Origin of the sequence: Serratia sp. JSRIV004, assembly GCF_019968705.1 — a bacterium.
GTDB lineage: Bacteria > Pseudomonadota > Gammaproteobacteria > Enterobacterales > Enterobacteriaceae > Chania > Chania fonticola_B.
Genome location: NZ_CP074140.1, coordinates 178761 through 199943 on the forward strand (window position 1 = coordinate 178761; position 21183 = coordinate 199943).

A 21183-nucleotide genomic window follows, 5' to 3' on the forward strand; every position below is an offset into this window, starting at 1 on the left:
AATAGCGATAGCTATCAAATGCGACTCCTGTGATCGCCGAAAAAGCACACTAGGAAAAGATAACAACAGTGACAATGAGCGCATCAGACGCCGCTGTATACCGGGATGGGGCGGAGGGTAGCTGTGAGACTGTCCCATGCCTGAACCTCTGAGGTCGCAATACGCATCCCCTTTTTTCTGAGTATCGCCACGTCGGCTGCGATCCGCTGCATACCGAACCAAAACAGACCATCCAGCGCCGTTACCGCGAGTCCGTTCTCAAGTGCCTTTTTAAGCCGCTCGCGCGGCATTTTTATTTCCCTGGCAATCTCCCGGTAAGGCTCTGCGGTTTCGCCTGACGATACTTCCCTGCGAATGCGGGTTGACAGACGGTATTGAAATTCATCCGGTACCTTACTCAAATCAGACTTTACGCTGTAAACACAGCCAAAACGCTTGCCGTTGAACACTGCGCTTTTCTGACTGAGTTGCAGTTCATCCCGTAGCTCGGCAATCAGTTGTGGGGCACGCACCAACAGCAAACGAAAAGGCAGTTCAAAGCTGGTGACATAATCCACATTCAGCAATGCGATGCGCAGACGCTCGATACTTCCAGCCCGCACCTGACGGCATTCTTTGAGGACTTCAGCCCATTGCTGCGCAATACGCGGCGTTTCATTAACTTCCGCGAAGCTATATTTTTCAATCTGGTAATCAATACGTTCGACCATGCTGGTTTCCCTTCGCCTACCCGTCGGTCACTTTATCAACGGTCTACGATAATCGGAAGCCAATTTGTTGTTGGTATTGAGGTGGCGCACAAGCGCCTGACACATTTCCGGGTTCCAGCCGAAACTAGCAGGAAGCAAATCGGTGTGTTCGGATACAGTATCAGGTCTAGCCGCAAATCGTTGCGGTGGAACGCGCCTTCCGGGGCGACCTTTTTGATGAAGCGGCGGAATCGGATGTCATGTTGCTAGGTCTCCCGTGAAACCGTCCTGGTGGACCACGGTGCCGGTTTCGGGTTGGTTATCTTACAGAAAACGCTACTCAAGGTTCGGCAGGTTGCTCCAGTGGCGGGCCGTGCGGGCCTGTTTGCCTTCCCTCTGTCATTCCCCGTAAAACTCAGCCCCAAGCCCCCCATGTTAGAATTAATAAGTACAGGGGGGAGGTAATTTAAAAATTAATGAACGGGAAAGTATCCCTGAAACGCTGCTCAATCTCAGGATGTTTTTCTAATGCTTGCAATGCAGCTTAGGGGGACATTCCTCTCCCAGATCTTTACCACGTTTTAATGCTATACCGCACAAATTTTTTTTGAGAAGCTGAACCTTTCCAATAACAAACCCAATGACACCATGGTCGTCTTTGGTTAGTCCATGTAACATAGTTAACTACCTCCCCTTACTCATTTTATCACCACCAATATTTCCAGTCGCCAAAAAATCATCCATTGATGATGATGGTATTTTAGGTATAGCACAAAATCTACTTTCTTCTTAAATTATGCATTTCCCTTTCAATCTCTTCTGGAGTTCTTTTACGCTTTTCAAAGCCAACCACACCAATAACATTATGATTTAGATCCATAAAAACTTTTAATACATGATTTTCATTGTGGCAATTTATAATTAATATTTTCTCATCTGAAATCCTCATCAGCATATCTATTAGCTCATTAATTCCAAAGTATTTAACGCCAGCCTTGTCAAGGTATTTCTTGTGTATTTTAAATTCATTAATGGCTATGCTTTTATCATATTCGACCTCGATCAATTTTATCGAGGTCGAAAGTAAATCAATTGTCTCTTTAGACAATTTTTTATTATCAAAAAATCCGAGCCTGCTTATCAAGTAATCAATAGTTATCATGGTTTAAATACCTCAATGCCGCTATCACGAATCCCTTGCATAAGAACTTCTTGTTCAAAATACTTATCATCAGAAAACTCCCATGACCATTTTTCGTTACCCTTTGGAGCTTCAGCTTTAACTCTCAAAATTATACCATCAGTCTGAGCATAGAAACGAGCTATAGCAGGGTCTCGCGTCCAAGAAGTATATGGACTAATACCAGAAACATTTCCTTCGTTATGAAGTTCCGGAGTAATACCAGAATTTATATCACCAGGCTCAATCCGCCCATTAAAATTATTATCAGCATCAGGATGTCCTCGATGTACACCGCGATAGTTATAAGTACCAACCTCCGCCTCTGGTAGCACAGGGATATCATCATATTTATCCCAACTAAACTGTCCATTTGCTGAACCAATAGGTTCTGGCTTTGTTGATGTTTTGGTGTTAATGACATCAAGCCCTAATGGGTCAATGTACGATATCGGGTTACTATCGACATAGTGATAATTATTTAGCCCAGCTCTAAGTCCTATCGGATCCGCCGTCAGATACCGCCCAATCCCCGGATCATAATACCGGTTCAGGTTGTAATACAGTCCGCTTTCCGCATCTTCGTACTGCCCCTGAAAACGCAGTGGGTTGTTCACCTTCGGTTGTGGGTGTTCATCCCGAGTATCCGGCGGTGTCCATTCCTCCGTCAACTGCCCATAGGCGCTGTACTGCCCCCGCCATACGGTGTTGCCCTGGCTGTCTGTCAGGCTGTGCGGCGTGCCAAGGTGGTCATTCTGGTACCAATAGGTCCTGACCTTCGGGCTGTTCACCCGTGATGAGCCTACTATCGTCGCCATCGGTCGGTGGCTGCCCGGCTCATACAAGAACGTCTGCCAGTGCTGTTGATTGTCCGTTTCCGCAATCAGCTTATTGCCCTGCCACAGGTATTCCGTGGTCTGGCCCTCTACGGTTTTACTGGTCCGGCGGTTAAACGCATCATAGGTGTAAGTGGTTACTTGCCCGTGTGGATCGGTCCGCTTTATCAGCCGGTGCCGACAGTCATAGGCAAAGGTGGTCACCAATTTGTGGGCCTTGCCGCGTCGCTCTACCGTCAGGTTACCAAAGCGATCGTACTCGAAGTGCCTGTCACCAAAAAACGCCAGCCGGTTGCCAGGGGCGCTGTCCCGCTCGCCATGTTCACTGACCCGGTTACCGGCCCCGTCGTACAGGAAGTTTTCCCCTGCCACGCTGTGCCGATCTATCGCCGTGTGGCTGCTAGGGAATTGGGCGCTCAGCAACTGCCCCCGCGCATCATAGCCGTATTCCCGTGGGGCATTGCCCGTAATGCTCGCTAGTTCACCCTGTGCCTGGTAACGGTAATGCTGCTCCCACAGTGGCTGTAGCCCCATCTCGCCGGGCCCCTGCAAGCGGTGTTCCACCATACGCCCCAGACTATCGTACTGGTAGCGGTTGACCAGCCCGTTGCCCTGCCGCCGCTCCTGCTCGCGCCCGGCGTTGTCGTGGTTGAACGCCAGCAGCGGCTGTTCGTTTAGCGTGATCCCCTGTACCCGGCCATGCTGATAGTGGTAGCCCAGTTGTTGGCCGTCCGGCAGTCGGCTGCCTTTCAGCAACCCGCTATGTGGATCGTACTGATAACGTTGCGTTGCCCACCCTTGGTGCTCTGCCACCAGGCGATTGGCGATGTCGTATTCCCAGGCCAGCGGCATCTGCCCGTCATTGACGGCAATTAACCGCCCCAGGGCATCATAGTCGTACTGCTCTACCTGCCCATCCGGCAGGGTCTTACGCAGCAGTTTTCCCTGCCAGTCTCGCTGGTAGGTTGTGACCAGCGGCTCCGCATCTGGCTGATTACCGTATTCTCGCTTTTCAATCAGCCTGTCGTTCAGATCGTACGCATACGCGGTTTTAACCCCGTCAAACCCGATCTCTTCACTCAGCAGCCCCGTCGCCGTGTAAGCCAGGCGGTAACTTTCCCCTTTCGGGTTGAGGATCTCACTGACCTGCAGGTGCGTGTTGTCGTAACGATACTCCAGCGTACTGCCATCTGGCAGGATCTTGCGCGTCAGCAGATGCAGGGGGGCTGCGTACTCGTAGCGGGTAACCAAACCGGCCGGATCGCGCGATTCGGTCACCTTGCCATAGGCATTGTAACGGTATCGCTGGGTGCGGCCGTCCGGCGTGGTCTGCTCCAGCAACCGTTCCAACGCATCCCAGACAAAATGGGTGGTATTACCTGCTTCATCGGTGACGGCGATCGGCTGGGTGCCAAGGGGGGTATAACGGTAACGGCGCACGCTACCGCCACTGGTGGTACTCTCCAGTAAACGCCCTACGTTATCCCAACGATACGTTTGTGTCACCCCGTCAGGATGGGTAACGGCGCGCATCTGCCCGTTCGGGAAATAGTCGTACTCAGTCACCTGTTCCCCGGGTGAGCGCGCCGCGTAGATATCCCCATGTTCATTAATGCTATTGAGCCACACTTGCTCCAGGCGGCCACTACCCTTGGCCACCCGCTTGAGCTGACCGTCCAGATAGGTGTAGCGCGTCATGCTGCCATCCGGGCTCAGTTCGAGCACCAGGTTACCCGCGTCGTCATAAAAATAACGGGTCTGCTGGCCCAATGCATCGGTGGTGCTGACGCGTAACCCCTCTTCGTTGTACGTATGGCGGGTTTCCGCACCGTTCGCTGCCCGCCGGAAAATCAGCCGGGCCTGGCCGTCGTATTGATAGATCTCCTGGCTGCCGTCGCAGCGCCTTAGCGTCACCTGCCGCTGGTTATCGTCCCACAGGTAACGGGTATCTAACTGGGCGAAATTGCCATACTGACGGATACAGCGTGATGCTGGCCCCACGCCTTCCCAGGCCCAGTTAAAACAGGCGCCGCCCGCCAACTGGCGCTGTGTGATGATATGGGCCTCGTTGTACTGGTAGTGCTCTTGCTCCCCACAGGCGTTCAGGGCGCTGGCCAGTTGCCCGGCCGCGTTGTAGGTGTAATGTGCTAGCACTTGCTGCGTCACCCAGACCGCATCACGATAGGCCTCTTCACGGATCAGTGCCTGCAAATGGACCTGCGCGATGTGCGCCGAGTCATCATCCGTGTACTGGAACAACAACCGGCCCTGCGCATGCTGTAGGTGGATCAGGCGCTGCTGGCGATCGTATTCCAGTTGCAGACGGTTGTGATATTTGTCGCTGAGGGCGGTCAACCGCCCCCATTCTCCCTCACGCACAAAGGTATACACCCCTGCGCCACCGCCAAAGGTGAGGCTGTATTCGTTCTCGTGGCTACCGAGGGCCAGCACCGCGCCCCCGAGCACATTGGTCAGGATTGGGTGTTCGGCATTCGGATAGGGGAAGGGGGTCCGCTGGTTTTCATCGTTATGCCAGACAATGGTGTCGTCGGTAAAATGCAGGCGGTGGGAAAGGCTATGGCTCCAGCCGTACCCCAAACCCAGATCCAACTCACAGGCGCTGGTGCGGTAAAAACGCTGCCAGGTGAAGGGCAGCAGCCCCGGCAGGCTGCCTTCGCTGATCGTCAACAGTTCTTCGCCGGTGCACAACGAAACCGGATCGCCGTCCTTATCAGTGTGCTCGCTTCTTGGCGTCGCCTTGCCCTGCGGATTTTGACCGCTGCTGTTGGCTTGGGTGACCGGCGATTCAAACCTGGTTTCATGCAGGTTATTGGACCCAGTGGGTAGACTGCTCTGATTTTCCAGGCTCTTGCCCAAGCCAGCGGAGTCGATATTCGCGGTTTTTTTGATATTTAACGGAACAGCCCCTGCCCGAATAGGGTTCTTGGCCAAATAATGGGGGACGTGTTCATTGATCAGGGAAATGATTTCTTTTATCCCCCCCATGATCGCTTTCCCTGCACCGGCATTGGCACGAAATAACGGTTTCATTGACTCTCCTTGATTATCGGGCCGGGCTAATACCGGCTAAGCTATCCAACCCATCCAGGGCTAATTTGGCTACGGCACCGGGTAGCACGATGTAAAGCAACAGCATCATGACCAATTCGCCTGCCGCTCCCCCGGCAAAATCGGCGATCTGTTGCGGTGTCAGCAGGCAAAAGTAGCTGTACAGGGCGTGGGCACAGATAAACATCAGCATCTCATCGGAGAGGATCACCAACGTATCGGCAATCTCTTTTTTGCCGGTGTCATACAGCTCTTTCATTTTATCCACCCCCTTTTTGCCGATATAAGCCAGCATGGCGTCCAGGTTCTCGCTGGTGACCCATTGCACGATCTTTTTGGCTGTCTCGTACAGTTCGAGGATTTTGTCGCGTAACCCGGCAAAAAACGCTTTGAACGCCTGGGTAAAGTCCACCTGAGCGCCTCTGTCTGTAAAATCCTTCCAGGCTGCCTGCTGGTGTGTTTTCCACTGGGTTTCCAGCAGGTTGGTACACTTGACGATCAGCTCGCTGTAGGATTCATCCAGCCGCTGGAGGTTACTTTCACTGCTGGCCTGGGCGTTGACGACAACGTGATAGGTATACGCATCGTCGCACTCGGGCAGATTAATGGTGGCCATCCCGTTATCATCGAAAGCCAGGCCATCTAGCACGGTGATGTCCTCAAAGTCCGAGGACGCCATGTTGTTGTAATAAGGCCCGTACGCCTGGTTGACACTCATGTAGGCTATCTGCCGAAATTGCTCCGGGGTCTTTTTCTTACGTTTGATGATCTTGAAGGGCGAACCCGCGATTGGGATATACCCCTTGGCTTCAAAGGCGTGCGTCAGGGTAATGGGTTGATTAAGGGTGCACTGCATGACGCCGTTAAGCGTGCCCTTGTCTATCCGCTTGGTGGCAATGACAAAGTCCCCGACCTTCACCTCTTGATCCATCAACAGCAAGCTGCCCAATAGCGGAAACTCTGTCGTATCGTGGTAACGCGTCAGGCAGGATTTAAAATTGTTCAGCGTCTTCTGGAAAAGCCTCTCAGGGTCGATGGGGGCAGAAGGGATCGTCACCCGTTTGTTGTAATTCCCGTATGCGCTGCTGGTATACGTCGTCGAGTTGTTGCCATACCCATAATAACTCATCACTCACTCTCCAATGTGGTGACGATGCGAGCCATCAGCCCTTCACGCTGCCCATGGCTTTGCACCAGTAAATGTCGGATCTTCATCTCCAGTAAGGTAGGGGAAAAACGCCCATAGAGATCGGCACGGGTTACCTGCAATTGCTGTAATGCCTGGGCAATCACCGGCCCAGGATCCGTTTTCAGAAGTTGGTCAATCAGACGTTGCGGCACCTGCCACCAGGGGCTGACCTGGGCTTGCGCCGTGGGATCTACCGGGCAGGTAAGCACCTCGCCGTTTATCCAGTAATCCGAGAACACCGGCAGAACATCTATCCAGTGCTCTCCCATATAACGCAGGTGTGCTGGCAGATAACGCCCATCCCAGTAGCGGAAAAACACCGCTTTACCCCCAGGCATGATCACCTGAGTCAAACCGGCAAGGTGGGCCGCCAGGGCAACCTGCGGCAACGGTGAACGTGCCAACCAGCCCCAGTTGCGCAGGGGCGTTTCTGCCACCCAGCGCAGAAACGGGCTGCCGTCAGTGAGCGGCACCAGCACCGGCATCACCTCGAACCAGTTGGCATACGGCGTATTGGCGTAAAGCCCGTACGGCGTGCGGCTTCCATCCTCCCGGTAATAGGCCTTGATACCTTGCGCACCGTTGGTATTGGCCAATACGGCGTACAACGGCGTTCCCGACGTGTTTCTTGCCCAGTCCTGTACGGTCTGTTGCATCTTTATTCCTCCTTGACGATGAGTGGCCAATTAAATTGCGCACCCTTCCTCTTTGCATTTCTCACACTCTTCGCAATAAGGGGCATCACTACTAAGCACATCCTGCTGGATCAGCGTGGGAGCGGCCAACAACGGCACCACACCCGGCATCTTCAGGTTGACGCCCTGACCGCTACCCGCGGAGCCACTGCCTACCAGCAACGACGACGACGTGAAAATGGCCCCCGGTGCCAGTTTGATAAAGCTGCCCCCGGCCTTGAGCGTCAGTTCACTGCCCGCCGAGAGGGTGATTTTGGCCCCGGCTTCTACCGACACTTCCTGCCCAGCCTTCACCACATAGGCGCTGCCAACCTGCAAATGGGATTCGCCGTCGGCCAGTTCAGACTTTTTGCCGCTGGTGTGGAGCGTGAGTTCGCCCTTGATGCGGTTTTCCCGGTTGCCCTCGATTTCGCTCAGGCTGTTGCCACCAATCTTGCTGCTCTGGTTGGCGCGAATGTCCCAGTGCGCATCGTTGTTGACCAGGGCCTTGAGGTCTTTCTGCGCGTGCAGGTAAATCTCTTCGCTGCCCGCCTCATCCTCAAACGACAGTTCGTTAAAGCCCTCGGCCTTGTGCGATTTGGTGCGCCAGACCGATTTGGTCTTGTTGGCGGGCAGCGGGTAGGGCGGTTTGTTCAGGCCGTTGTAGTAACGTCCGCTCACTACCGGGCGATCGATATCGCCGTTCAGGTAGCTGATCAGCACTTCCTGGCCAATCCTTGGCAGCGTCACCGAGCCAAAGCCGTCCCCCGCCCACTGGTTGGAGACCGGCACCCAGCAGGAGGCCTTTTCATCCGCCGGGTCGTAACGGTTCCAGTGGAAATGCACCCGCACCCAGCCCAGTTCGTTGACATACAGCTCTTCGCCCTTTGGCCCGACGATCGTGGCCACTTCGTCCCCGTCGGCTAGCGGTTTGTAACGGTAACTTGGCCGCCAGTCGATATTCCCCGGCGCAAAGGTCAGCGAGTTGGTGAAGGTGGTGCCGCTGCCGTTACTCTCTTCTTCCAGCGCGGCAGGCTGCTCCCCACGGTGGTTGACGGTGATCACCTGCCAGCGATCGTTACGCGCCTGCACCGGGTGGCCCTGCAAGGTAAAAATCGTGCCCGGCATCAGCCGGATGCTGTTGGTTTCTGCCGCGCCCTGTTGGGAGCCCGCTTGCATGGCCTCCAGCCGCACGGCGCTGAGCTGCGGCCCGGTCTGGTCATCCTGATAACGGCCATAGCTTTCAAATACCGAGTACTGGGTGGCTTCACCGCCCAATGCAGGGTCGCTTTGCTTAAACTGCAGAGGATGGTCTGGCCGCCGGTGTTCACGATCTTTCAGCACGCTTTCCCGTGACTGCATGAACGCCCCCAGGGTCAGCCGATGGGCGATGTCGCCCTGGGTTGGCGACTGGATATGCGGGTTGAAGGTCAGCGGGATACCTTCCGTCATGCTCAGGTGCGAATCGCCATACACCAGTTCGTTATCTTCAAACCAGAAGCTGATCCCCACCTCGGCCATCAGCCGCAGGATGAAGTCCAGGTCGCTTTCACGCTTCTGGGTCACGTACTCACGCGGTGGATAGGTCTGTTGGATATGGCTCTGGTAAGGAATGCGGTGTTCGTCCAATACCTGATTGACGATGTCCGGCACCGACAGGAAATGGAAGATCCGGCTGTCCTGTTTCAGGCTGAGTACCCAGACATCCGGGCGGATCACCGCCTGATAGTAGGTGCGGCGAAAACCGCTTTCTCCCTGAGTCAGGCTGGCAATCAGCCCAGGGATCGTGCGCTGTTCCTTACCACTGACGGTGACGGTCAATGCCCCCGGCTGCAGCAACTGTGCTTCCAGTTCGATGTCTGACCGGGTGCTGACCAGGTTTACCGTCAAGGTAAACAGGGTCGACAACCCTTCTTCCAGGGTAAAACCGGCCACGTCAAAGGTGTCCGGAGGCAGTTCACCGAGTTGGCTGCTGAAAAATAATCCGCTGTCCATCGTTCACTCCTTGTGGTGTCTCACATCATGGCTCGTTGGCCGCGCGCCAGGGGCAATGCCCAGCGTCGCTGTGAAGGTTCGGTTATCACATCCAGCAGCAGGAAGCTGTTGGTGGTCAGGCAATGGGTAAAGAAGACGCTCAGCGCCGCCGCAAAGGTGTAGGCTTCGCCGGGGCTGTCGAACGCCTGATCGTCGAGCGTCAGGGTCATCTGCAAACCGCGCCGCAGCCGTTCCCCCATCAGGGTATTCACCGGTTCGGTCTTGACGGCGGTGATGCCCTCCACCGCCCGGCGGATGTGTCGGACCTGCGGCAGGTTATGTCGGGCGTGCAGGCAGAAATCGTCGATCGCCCGCTGCACCGTTTCCCGGTGATTGAGAAGCGCGGGGCTGAACGACAGGCAGGCCATCAGCCGCCAATGGTGATGGCTGTCCACCACTGCCGGGTACGGGGTCGAAAATCTGGTGACGGTTGTGACGTCCAACGTATCGGTCACCGCCATGCCGAGCAGGAAAGGGGAGCCAAGCGGTAACGTGGGCGATTGCGCCGAGGTGGTGAGCAGATCGCAGACCACGGCCCGGCAAGGGGGCTCTATCAGCGGTTCTCCGGCACTGTTGCACAGCACCAGTTCATGCTGCATCCGCCCCAGGACATCACCGCTGACCCGGACGGTGTAAAACAGCGCCAACGCGGCGTCGGGTGCATAACGCGATTCCGGCGTCAGTTCGCTGTCGGGCTGGAATTGCACCCGTCGGCCCCGCCGCAGGGTATCCGGCTCTTCCAGCATGCTGACGCCCGTAATGGCATACACCCAGCGATCGTCGGCATACGGCAGCGGGTAAACGCTCTGCCCGGGTAGCAGCCGTATGGGGGCGCTTTTTTGTGCCGCCAGGCTGATGACCGGGACGCAGTGCAACATAAAGGCCGACGCCAGTTGGGCCTGGGTGAGCGGGATCTCCCCGTTGAACGTGAGGATGACGGTAAAGGTGCGGCTATTCCCCAACGTCAGCCCTGAGTGCATCGGGCCAAAATCCAGCGTCAGGAAATCATTCACATGGGGTAGGTACAGGTATTCTGCCAGGCTCTGCAGCGCCCAGGTGGTTTCCCCCTCGTGGGGCAGAATGCGGTTATCCGCAGTTGGCCGTGGGGAGGATAACACTGTTTCCAGCATCCATTGTCGTCCTTCCACCTGTAGCACGGGCCGGTCCTGATGCTGTTCACACCACAGGGTCAGCGTCGCCGCCACCTGGGGATCATCGCCCAGAAACAGCGATAGCGGCTGGGTTGGCCAGGTGTCACCCGGCCCCTGGTACTGAAACGTCAGGCGGATCTCGCTGTGGGAGTTGGTGACCAGCAACTGCCGGTCAATCAGGGCCAGCGGCTGCAGCGTCAAGGCATGGCAGGTCTGGAACACCTGCGTACGTCCGTCGGATAACAGGGAGAGCGATTCTCCCGCGGGTAACGTCAACGGTGCATCCAGCGTGCTGGCTTTGGCGCTGACGTTCACCACGCCACAGGCTGGAATAGGCCGCAAGGGGAAGGGCCAGGTACGCTCAAGATGCCCCTGCGTGACCTCGGGGAAGCCGTCCTCCAGGCGTTGACGCAGGCCGGCATTCAGCATTGCCGCCCCCTGGATCAGGCATTCCACATCCGGATCGCCCGCATGGCGACCCAGTTGCGCGGCCAGTGCGGGTTTTTCCTGCCCCACCTTGTCCGCCAGCGCACGCAGGTAGGCATGTTCCTCTCTGAGATGATCGGTAAAGTTCATATCAATCCTTGACGTTGGCTACCTGCGCACAGGCAACAGGGTGTAGGGTTTCTCTTCGGGTTGCCCCACAAAGGTGGTCCACCCCAACTGGGTCCGCTGTGTGTCGCCGAGCTTCAGCCCCCCGGCTTGATGCCGTGCCAGCGTCAGGCGCAGATCCCAGACCAGCGGTTCGCGCAGGATGTACTCGACAAAATTGACCAGCAGACGATGCTGCTTACCGTCAGGTAAAAACGACAGGTACTGTTCCTGCGTGAGCTCATTGATCGACAGTTGAAATTTGACGCTGCGATCGCGCATCCGGCTGCCGATCACAAAGTTGCCCCCCAGCAGCGAACGGGGTTGATGTCGTTGCCCGCGTACGGCGGTGACCTGGCCCAAGCGATTTTGCTGCTCGTCACTCAACGTCATGACGTGGGGCATACAAGACTGCACCGTCACGTCTGGGAGTGAAAAGAAGTGACCGACCAGGCGGGCGATCACCTCCGGCGAGCGGCCCGGTGAGGCCAGCAGACCGGCGTAGGCCAGCATGGCTTCGGCGTTGATACCCAACTGCTCTCGCGTCTGCGGATGGCCCAGGCCTATCAGGGCAAAAATACGCCCCGAGGTGGCATCGCGGCCCCCCGGTTTGAAAGTGATCTCATAGCGGTATTTGCGCCAAATCTGGTGCGCCAACGACAGGGGGCGATGGTTGAACACCGCCAGAAAATCGTTGAGCCGCGTTTCTCCCTGCGCCGTGCTCCCGGCAATGTCATCCAGATAGTAATAAGGTAAGGGCGACTGGCTGCCTTGCAGACCTAGAAAGCTCACCTCCAGGCGCAGTGGCCCACCTGGCTCATGTTGCAACGCCACCACATCGCTGGCGGCAAAGCCCAACCCGGCAGCGGCGGTAAAGCGCAACGCCTCCCGGTTCGGCGGTAGGCCGAGCGTGCGGGCCGGATCGATGCCTGCCAGCCGGTTCAGCCCTTCCACCAGGCGGTAGAAGTCATACTGGCTAACGTTATCGGCGATAACCTGGAGCTGCTGCTCCTGCTCTGCACTGGGGATCATAGAAAGCGGTAAGACTCCTGATTATCTTGGTTAACCACGGTGAGGGTATGGAAATGGTTGACGCTGGCACGCTGGGCCAGGAACCGTGCCAGTACCCGGCCATACAGATAGAGCTCGCCTTCCGAGTCAAACGCCCCTTGGAGCCGCACCGTCAGTGTGGAGGCCAGGCCATCGATCGGCACACCGTCGATATGACGCTCAGCCGGGCGCACAGTCAGGCTGAGTAACCCCGCTCTGCGCCGCCGGGAGACCCCTGCCGCCAGTTCACTGTGCCAGGCGGGCAGATCGCAGGCGCTCAGCACCTGCCGCAGCGCCGTTAGCGTCAGCAGTGAGCGGCTGTTCAATGAGAGATTGCGCAGCAGGGCCGCCTGCAAGGTGGCATCCAACCTTGGGCTAAGGGGGACCGACGGGCGGGTGATATTGTGCACGCGCACCCCCGGCGGGCAGCCGGTGGCCGGTTGGCGGAGTTCTCCTACTTTCAGGTGCAACGGCAAGCGGCGGTGGCTGCACGTGAGCCGTACGGACACCGACTCCGGCGGCAGGTTGTCCAGGTTTTCTCCGTGGCGGATCAACGCCAGGTGATGGTTCAAGCCCCCCACGGGCGACGAAGTGACCCGTACGTGGTAATACCCCGCGTCTTGTTGCTGGCTGAAGCGTTCAAACGGCGCATAGCGGCGGGGGGTATCACTCAGGGCTGATACGCCGGTCACTTCATCTACCGAGAAAACATCGTAATCCTCAGGATGGCGCACGCTGGGGAATAACGGCAGTTCTGACTGCGTACCATCGAGGCTGACTCCGTCAGCGTAATGGCTAAACAGGTTGATGGCAGGCGTGCAATGCAGGCGCACCGTCTGGCGGTTGATAACCAGGGCAGACGGCAAAGGCCGGGAGAAGGTGAACCGCAGGGTAAAGCCGTGAGAGGCTGATAGCGGAGGCAGGCTAGGGAAGCCCGTCACGTCCATAAATAAAAAGGCGTTGGGGAAGCAGGCGTGCTCCTGCAACAGGCGATAGCCGGGATCGGCATTCTGTGGCCAGGGCAGCAGGGCCTCTTCGTCGTTGAAACCGACCGGGGTGAGCGCCAGCTCAGGCAGCGGCCACGTCTTTCCCCCCACTTCCAGCGTGGCGTGGCTCAGGTATTCACTCAGCCATAAATGCAGCTGTTGCCCGGTGTGCAGGTCTTCCCCCAGATACAGCCGCAGGCCGTTCAAGCTAGTGAGATCCAATGGCCTATCCGCCGTGGTGACCAGTTGTAGACACATGCTGTCATGGCCGTGCCGTTGCTCGCGGCTTACCGCCTGCATCTGTAACGGCCACAGCCGGGTATCACGGCAGGTGCGGAAATGGCAACGTAGCGTTTCCTTACCGGTTGTCACCGGCAGCGGGATACTGACCACCGTGGCCCCCTTGGCAATCTGGGGGCAAGCCTGCGCGGGATCCGACAGGTAATCCTGCTGCCATTCCAGCACGGTCATGCTGGGGGTGGGCCGCAGAAAATAGGGCCACAGCAGGGCCAGCATATGGTGGGTGAGGTTCGGTAGCTGGTCTGCCAACTGCCCCTCTAACTGCCCGGTCATCCAGGCCATGCCCTCCAATTGCCGCTCCACATCGGGGTCGTGGTTGGGTGCTGTCAGGAAGGAAACCAGCGGGGCATGTGTTTGTTGCAGCACCTCGGCAGCCTGATGTAGCGCTTTGCGCCGACGGGCTGGAGGGAATTGCCGATGTTTATCCCGGTTCATGCTGAAGACATCCTGTCTTGGAGGTTATTTATCCAGACGCCCGGTCAAGGCGAGGACGAAGTTGGAGCCCATGTGTTTGAAATGCGGCTGCACATGCAGCTGTGTCAGATACCAGCCGGGATCATTCGCGACTTCCTGCACCTCAATGCGTGCAGCGCGTAACGGGCGGCGGCTGCGTACGCTGGCGGGTGGGTTCTCCTGATCGGAGACAAAGCGTTTTAACCAGTTGTTGAGCTGATGCTGCAGGTCGCCCCGATTGCGCCAGCTACCCAGCCGCTCACGCTGCAGCACTTTGATGGTGTGCGCCAGCCGGGTGATGATAAACAGGTAAGGCAGTTGCGCCCCCAACTGGTCATTGACCCGGGCGTTCATCCCTTCAGGCGTGAGGTCGGTATATTGCGGCGACTGGATTGAGTTGGCCGAATAAAACACCACGTCCTGCCCTTGCTTGCGCACCCCAAGCGGAATAAACCCGGCCATCGACAAGCGGTACTGCCACTGGTCCGACAACAGCGTCTCGGTTGGGATCTTCTCTTGCCAACGCCCCAGCGCCGCATAGTAGCGAGCGGGCAGGTTACGGAACGCTCCGCCGCTCTCCGCCCCGATAATATTCGGGCACCAGCGATAACGGGCAAAGCTGCCCGCCAGGCAGAGCGCCAGTAAAAAGGCGCTGTTGCCCCACAGCAGGTGCTGATGTGTGGCAATCTGTTCCTGATAGACAAATTGCCGGACCTGCTGTGACGCCGGGGTATAAGGCTCACGCTGCAAAAAACGGCACACGGTCAGCCCCAAATAGCGGGCATCCGGAGTAGCTCTGAGTGCCTGCCAGCGGATATGTGTCGGTGCAGCCATGACCGCATCCAAATCAAGAATGGCGGGCAGGTCGGCTAATGAATCAACGCCGAAGAAGGTGGCGTCTGCCGCCGACAGAAACGGCGCATGCGCCATGGCGCTGACCACGCTGAGGTAGTGCAGCAGTTTGATATCGGCGGCACCGGGGGTGAAATCATAGCAGCCAATCACCGCCGCTACCGGCACTCCACCAAACTGGCCGTAGCCTGCCGAATAGACATGCTGGTAATAGCCCGAGGAGGTAATGTCTGGGGAGAATTCGAAATCCGCCAGCAGCTCTTCCTGAGTGGCATGGAGGAGCGTCAGCTGAATGTTCTCGTGAAACGGGATGTTATCGACCAGCAGGGCCAGCCCGCGCCAGGTTGATTCCAGGCGCTGAAACGCCGGAGCATGCAGGATCGCATCCATCTGGGCACTCAGGCGCCGATCAAGTTCCCGCAGCAGGCGATCAATCAGCAGAATATTGAGAGTGACGCCACGACCTTGTTCCGGCAGGGCGCGCAGCAACAATGCGATGTCCGCGTGGCTCACCGCAAATTCACTGCCGTTCAGCGTCGCAAGCAGCCCGGCGGCCAGTGAGGTGCGCGGTGGGAAAATGTCTGAATCGGTCTGTAGCGTATCTAACGTAGCCACGGCATCCTTGCTCCCTGGTAAAGCGTCTTGTCCATTATTTTGCGACTCTGCCGCTTCTGGCGGAGTGATTAGCGCTGAACGACGTTGCCGTCAGGCATTACATTCATGTTGTGAAGCAATCAGAGCGGCCCCGCAGGCGGTTTTCATGCCTTCCAGCGCCACAGGCACCCCGCCGACCAGCGCGGTTTCTGCACCACTGACAATCGGAAAGACCCCTTTGCATTGCGGGCAGGACACCAAATGCCCTACCAGCGCTACGTTTGTTCCGCAGAACTGCATCATTGACGATCCCTGTAACACGACCCCACCATGAGAGGTTTTGTCGCCTTGTAAAATCACGGCCTTCCCTGCCATACGCCCACCATAGTTAGTATTTTCTTATCAGATTACAGGATGTTTAGAATGGAAAAAAGTTGAAATATAACGGTGAGTAATGAATCTGTGAGCAGCATAGGAATAAAGGGGATCTTTTAGCATCAATCTGGGGGCATTGATGAAGCGTTTATTTGTTTCTGCGTGACTGCCCGCAAAATAAACGCCATTCGCGTAATGAGCCTCCATCTGTATATCTGGCATACTAAGCGAATGGCCGTAGTGTCAGTCAGATAAAAACGGAGGCTGCATGACAAATGAACATTTACCTCTGGCTCCTGTCGGGGAATTTCTGCTGTTTAAAAGTGCAGATGGGAGTACCCGGGTTGAATGTCGGTTTGAAGCGGAAACCCTCTGGCTATCCCAAGCGTCGATGGCCGAGCTGTATGATAAAGACGTTCGAACCATCAATGAACACCTTATTAATATCTACAAAGAAGGCGAGCTTGAGCAAAATGCAACCATCCGGAAATTCCGGATAGTTCGTCAGGAGGGTACTCGCCAGGTCTCCAGGGAGATCGAACACTACAACCTTGAGGCCATACTCGCCGTTGGCTACCGCGTCCGTTCAGCCCGAGGCACCCAATTCCGTCAGTGGGCCACCCAAACCCTCCAGGAATACCTGATCAAAGGCTTCGTGATGGATGACGAGCGGTTGAAAAATCCGCCCGTTGGCGCATCGGCTGTGCCTGACTATTTCGACGAGATGCTGGAACGCATCCGCGATATCCGCGCCAGCGAGCGCCGGGTTTATTTGCGGGTGCGGGAGATCTTTGCGCTAGCCGCCGACTACCAGCCCTCACTCAAAGAGACCACGCAGTTTTTTCAAACCATCCAGAACAAGCTGCATTTTGCCTGTACCGGCCATACCGCTGCAGAACTCATCCATCAGCGTGCCGATGCCAGCCAGCCTCATATGGGGTTGAGCAGCTATAAAGGTGAAGAGGTGCGTAAAAGCGATGTGACGGTGGCGAAAAACTACCTCAATCAGGACGAAGTTGGTGAGCTCAACCGCGTGGTCAACATGTGGCTGGATTTTGCCGAAGACCAGGCCCGGCGTCGCCAGCAGGTGTTCTTGCGTGACTGGCAGGAAAAGCTGGATCAGTTCCTGCAATTTAACGACCGCGATGTGTTACAGGGCGCAGGTAGTGTCAGCAAGAAAGAGGCAGATGAAAAAGCACAGGCCGAATATGTCCAGTTTGCCGAGCAGCAGCGCCGTTTAAAAGAGGCCGAAGGGGAAAAGGATATTGCCGGTTTGCTGCAGTTAAAAACCGACGCTAAAAAGTAGTCTTGAATGCCCTGGAATTTTGCAAAATTTGAATGTTCGACCTTGTTAACCCCAAACCGCTGGACGGCTGGAAAACAACCCAACCGTCAGCAGCGCCAAATGCGGCTCAGTTAAACGTCACCAGCATTTCTGTAGAGGCAGTGACCGCACCGAATGGCACGCTACTGCCTCCTGAACACAGTCGCCAGGTGAGCTGATTGGTCAAGGTTTTGCTGCTTTCTGCACTGGTGATACTGCCCAGTTTTATGAGGGAGTTATCAAAGCGCAAGCCGGTTGTGGCCTTGCAGTCGCCACTGCCGGTCACCCCGTTATCAATTTCCCCGGTGATATAGCCTCCCTTCTGGTTTAATGCCAGCCTCGAAGCGGTACTGTCGTACAGGCCGCTGATGGCGCGGAACTGCAGATTGATATTGGCATTTATCCGGTCAGTTGGCTGCCCGCAGGTGGCAACCAGTTGCACGGGCTTCACCGCCAGTTCCGCATTGGTCTGAGTATTGCGAATGACCGATCCGAAGTTGATGGCCGTCGGGGTATTCACGCTACATTCCAGCGTGGAGATGCGCAGGGAAATATTGGTGGGCAGTATAGAGGTCCTTCTATCCCCTGAGGTAGTGGCGGAAAAGCTACCAAAATACATGGGGGGAACTGAACCCTCTCCAGCTTTTTGGCTGCCGTCCGCCACCAGTACCCAGGTGCCTGAGAGCGTCGCCGTACGAGTACCGGAACTTGAGTAAAATGTATCATTCGACGACATGGCAGGGGGCAGGCACCATGTATAGTCTGGCGGTGAGGTAATATTCCCTTGTGACGTTGAGGAGCCTCTGGTTTCTGGCTGGCCAATGGTGCCAGTCAACTTCCCCTGTGAATTGTTACTTAGGGTATAAGTGGCGCTACCCGAGGCCCGAGGCATCAATCCGACTCCAGGTACCCCGGTCAGCGGGAAGGCCAAATAGCCACCAATGCTTTTCAATTCATTTGAGGCCATACACCGGGTCATTGACTTGGAGACTGACAAGAGTCCGTATATGGGATCAAGTTTCGGATGATCGAGAGGGCCACTTAATGTCGCGTTAAACGGCATGCCCTCCCATAGGATCCCCGTGCCCTTGCCGATGGTGATGGTTTCCGCCAGAACGGGGGCCGCAAGGGGCATCATTAACGCCATGCTGGCGATACCGCATGATGCGGTCTTTATTAATCGTTGTTTAATCACTGTCCTTCCTCACATTGCACATTCAGCATGCGCACCGGATTATTTGCTGATACTGCTGCCTTGCTCAGGCTGAAGTGGGCCAGGCACTGCTGTGCAGTCCCACGGCCCCACGCCGCGCGCAATTTTCCCTGTTCCGGCAACCCGCTCAGGTAGACCTGGCCGGCATCACCCACGATGCCGCTGTTGATCTCCGCTCCTTCCCCGGCCAGTGTCACCAGCGTGCCGAAGGGTACCGGCATGCCAGCCTGGGTCAGGGTTATCAGCGCCTGATAGCCGGTGCGTGGCGTAAACGTGGCTGCTACCACCGCCCCTTTGGTGGGATAGACATTGGTGCTGCTCTGCGGCAGGTCGACATCTTCCGGCAGCGTCGACGGGTTCAGGCTCACCGTGTTGTTTTGGTAAGGCGACAGGTACGGCACTACCGCATAACCGCGACTGTCGGTACGGACTCCGCCGTTCATCACACTCACCCCGGCAGCGCCCGGTGCGCGGACCACGGCCACCGAGGTGCCCAGTTGCTGGCTTAGCGTCACCCCGTTGGGGTGTACCACCAGACCCCCGTTACCACTCACATTCAGCGAGTTATAGCGGCTGCTGTGGCTGTACCCGGCGCTGACCATGCCCTGGCTCCCCTGCCAACCCAGATTCAGGTTGCTGGTGCTACCCCCGTTGCCACTCTGATTGTTGTTACTCCACCCCTGCATCAGGCTGTAGGACAGGCGGTCTTCCGCCGCCGAGCCGCTCACCCCCACTTGTTGCCGTACACGACCTTCACTGTCGTGCGTCATCTGATAACTGGCGTAGCTGCGGTTGAGGGCGGGTTGCGCGCTGAACAGGCTGAAGGGTACCTGCATATTGAACGCCAACTGGCGGTTCTGCGGCCAATCCCCGTCGGATTTTATCCGGTCAACGCTGTAGGCCAGGCCATAGCTCACGCCGTGCCAACTGCCGTTGTAACCTGCCGACAGGGTATTGTTCACCCGCTCATCGCCCCAGTAATCACTGCGCGCACCCGACAGGTACAGCGATCCAAAATCCCCCAGTTGCTGGGTTACCCGCACCTGGAAATCCGAACGCTGTCGGGCCAGTGCCCAGGGCACCTGGCCTTCACTGAGCTGATAACCGCTGTTGTTGAAGTCGGCAAAGTTGTAATAGTGCCGGGTGGAGTAACGATAAGCCGTCAGGTCCACCGAGGTGCCCGTGCTGAGCAGGCTTTTGGCATAACGTACCCGGTATGACTGGCCGCTCTGTCTTTCGTCATACATACGGGCCGATGAGAGGGTCACGTCTGCCGACATGGCGCCGAAATCCCCCAGCGAAATCCCGCTGCCCGCCACCGCCGAGGCGTATTTCTCCGCTATCAGCCCGCCGCCGTACAACGTGATGTCATGGGGCAGCCCGTAAATCAGGGTGCCCAACGCAAAATGGGCCTCTCTGGAGCCGGTGGTGATGCCGCCGTTGTAGCGCCCAGCGGTCAGTTCGTACTTCAACCCACCCGGACGTTGCATCACCGGCAGAGCCGAGAAGGCCTGGGTCCAGGTACGTACGCTGCCATCCGCTTCGGTCACCGTGACCGTCAGGTCTCCCCCTTGTCCGGTCTGGTACAGGTCATTAATCCGAAACGGCCCCGGGGCGACATACGCCTGGTACACCACGTTACCGTTCTGGCTGACGGTCACCCGGGCGTTGCTCTGTGCAATGCCGCTGATCACCGGGGCAAATCCCCGCAGGCTGAGCGGCAGCATGTCTTCGCTGGAGCTCAATTTCACCCCACGAAACGGAATGCTGTCGAAAACGTCATTGCCGGTGTTGTTTTCCCCAGCCAGCACATCCGAACGCCAGGCCTGGATATCGCGTTGCAGGTAGGTATTTGAGAAACGGGTTTGCTGGTTGCTTTGCCTGTCGGCATAGCCACTGCGGCTGTTATTGTAGGTGTAGGTCATGTCACTGCGCAGGCGCCAGGCCTGCCAGTTTAATCCGCTGTGCAGCCCCAGGAACAGGTTGGTCTGTTCGCTGTTGGATTGGCCCCACTGTCCGTCCTGGCGGCTGCGCCCGCCGTTGAGGGTATAGTTGAGTAAAAACGCAGTCATGCCCTGGTCCCATAGCGCAGGGTTTACCACGCTGCTGGCGTCTGGCTTCATCGCCACCTGGGGAATGCTGAGTTCCAGGCGCTGTTGCTGAAAATCAAAGTGCACCCTGGCATCAGGGATCAGGGTGGCCAGGTCACGGACTGGCTTGTCGACCGGCAATCCGCCAAAAGCGGGCAATGCGGGGGTATTGATCCCCATCTCCGCCAGGAAGGCCGGAGTCAATTCCGCGCTGACCTGGCCCTTGTCACCTGGGGTGAATACGACGCGGTATTGGCCACGCTCGCTGCGGTTGACCAACACCGTCACCAGATAAGTCCCCGGCGGGGTCTGTCCGGCGCTTTCAAACGCACTCAGGTCGGTGACGGCTTCCAGGCCACCACCCAGCGACAACAGCGCCGGGTCAAAGTAGTCGCGGCCCCAGGCTGGAGACGTGCCTGCAATCAATGCGCTGCCCACCAGGAGTGGGGAAAGCGCAAGGGCAAGAGGGTGAATTTTCATTATTATCCTATCCGTCTGAAAGAACGTGGCTCCCCGTAACGAGCCAGGAAGGG

Annotated in this window: 14 protein-coding genes; 1 reads left to right on the forward strand and 13 read right to left on the reverse strand. The window is 56.9% G+C overall.

What is annotated here, in order from left to right; genetic code table 11:
- Positions 1-83: 83 nt before the first annotated feature.
- From KGP21_RS00770 to KGP21_RS00820, 11 genes are all read right to left on the reverse strand, one after another.
- Positions 84-710: a DNA-binding protein gene (locus tag KGP21_RS00770; protein WP_179252641.1), complete on the reverse strand. Its 627-nt coding sequence runs from the start codon at positions 708-710 to the stop codon at positions 84-86.
- Between the two features lie 757 nt (positions 711-1467).
- A complete protein-coding gene (locus KGP21_RS00775) occupies positions 1468-1851 on the reverse strand; it encodes a hypothetical protein (protein ID WP_223500619.1) in 384 nt (127 codons plus the stop codon).
- A complete protein-coding gene (locus KGP21_RS00780) occupies positions 1848-5756 on the reverse strand; it encodes an RHS repeat-associated core domain-containing protein (RefSeq protein ID WP_223536938.1) in 3909 nt (1302 codons plus the stop codon). The genes KGP21_RS00775 and KGP21_RS00780 overlap by 4 nt, the downstream gene beginning before the upstream one ends.
- A 13-nt stretch (positions 5757-5769) precedes the next feature.
- Positions 5770-6903, reverse strand: a complete 1134-nt coding sequence (locus KGP21_RS00785) for a hypothetical protein (RefSeq protein WP_179252652.1) — start codon at positions 6901-6903, stop codon at positions 5770-5772.
- A complete protein-coding gene (locus KGP21_RS00790) occupies positions 6903-7619 on the reverse strand; it encodes a DUF4123 domain-containing protein (RefSeq protein WP_223536941.1) in 717 nt (238 codons plus the stop codon). Before KGP21_RS00790 ends, KGP21_RS00785 begins: the two co-directional genes overlap by 1 nt.
- A gap of 30 nt (positions 7620-7649) precedes the next feature.
- Entirely contained in the window at positions 7650-9632 is a 1983-nt protein-coding gene (tssI, locus tag KGP21_RS00795; protein WP_223536944.1) for a type VI secretion system tip protein TssI/VgrG, read from the reverse strand.
- Between the two features lie 20 nt (positions 9633-9652).
- On the reverse strand, positions 9653-11398 hold the full coding sequence (gene tssF / locus KGP21_RS00800) for a type VI secretion system baseplate subunit TssF (RefSeq protein WP_223536946.1): 1746 nt from the start codon (positions 11396-11398) through the stop codon (positions 9653-9655).
- Positions 11399-11416: 18 nt separating this feature from the next.
- A complete protein-coding gene (tssG, locus tag KGP21_RS00805) occupies positions 11417-12445 on the reverse strand; it encodes a type VI secretion system baseplate subunit TssG (protein ID WP_059199175.1) in 1029 nt (342 codons plus the stop codon).
- Positions 12442-14184 carry a type VI secretion system baseplate subunit TssF gene (tssF, locus tag KGP21_RS00810; RefSeq protein ID WP_223536948.1) on the reverse strand — a complete coding sequence of 581 codons (1743 nt, stop codon included), beginning with the start codon at positions 14182-14184 and terminating at the stop codon, positions 12442-12444. The genes tssG and tssF (KGP21_RS00810) overlap by 4 nt, the downstream gene beginning before the upstream one ends.
- 24 nt (positions 14185-14208) lie before the next feature.
- A complete protein-coding gene (gene tssC, locus KGP21_RS00815) occupies positions 14209-15669 on the reverse strand; it encodes a type VI secretion system contractile sheath large subunit (protein WP_223500633.1) in 1461 nt (486 codons plus the stop codon).
- Positions 15670-15759: 90 nt separating this feature from the next.
- Complete coding sequence (locus tag KGP21_RS00820; RefSeq protein ID WP_037376478.1) at positions 15760-16023, reverse strand: PAAR domain-containing protein; 264 nt, start codon at positions 16021-16023, stop codon at positions 15760-15762.
- A gap of 268 nt (positions 16024-16291) precedes the next feature.
- On the opposite strand from KGP21_RS00820, the gene KGP21_RS00825 reads away from it, so the two are divergent.
- On the forward strand, positions 16292-17329 hold the full coding sequence (locus tag KGP21_RS00825; protein WP_223498693.1) for a virulence RhuM family protein: 1038 nt from the start codon (positions 16292-16294) through the stop codon (positions 17327-17329).
- A 106-nt stretch (positions 17330-17435) separates the two neighbouring features.
- Here KGP21_RS00825 and KGP21_RS00830 read toward each other — a convergent pair whose 3' ends face one another.
- A complete protein-coding gene (locus tag KGP21_RS00830; RefSeq protein ID WP_223536950.1) occupies positions 17436-18542 on the reverse strand; it encodes a hypothetical protein in 1107 nt (368 codons plus the stop codon).
- A complete protein-coding gene (locus KGP21_RS00835) occupies positions 18539-21130 on the reverse strand; it encodes a fimbria/pilus outer membrane usher protein (RefSeq protein ID WP_223498695.1) in 2592 nt (863 codons plus the stop codon). Before KGP21_RS00835 ends, KGP21_RS00830 begins: the two co-directional genes overlap by 4 nt.
- Between the last annotated feature and the right edge of the window lie 53 nt (positions 21131-21183).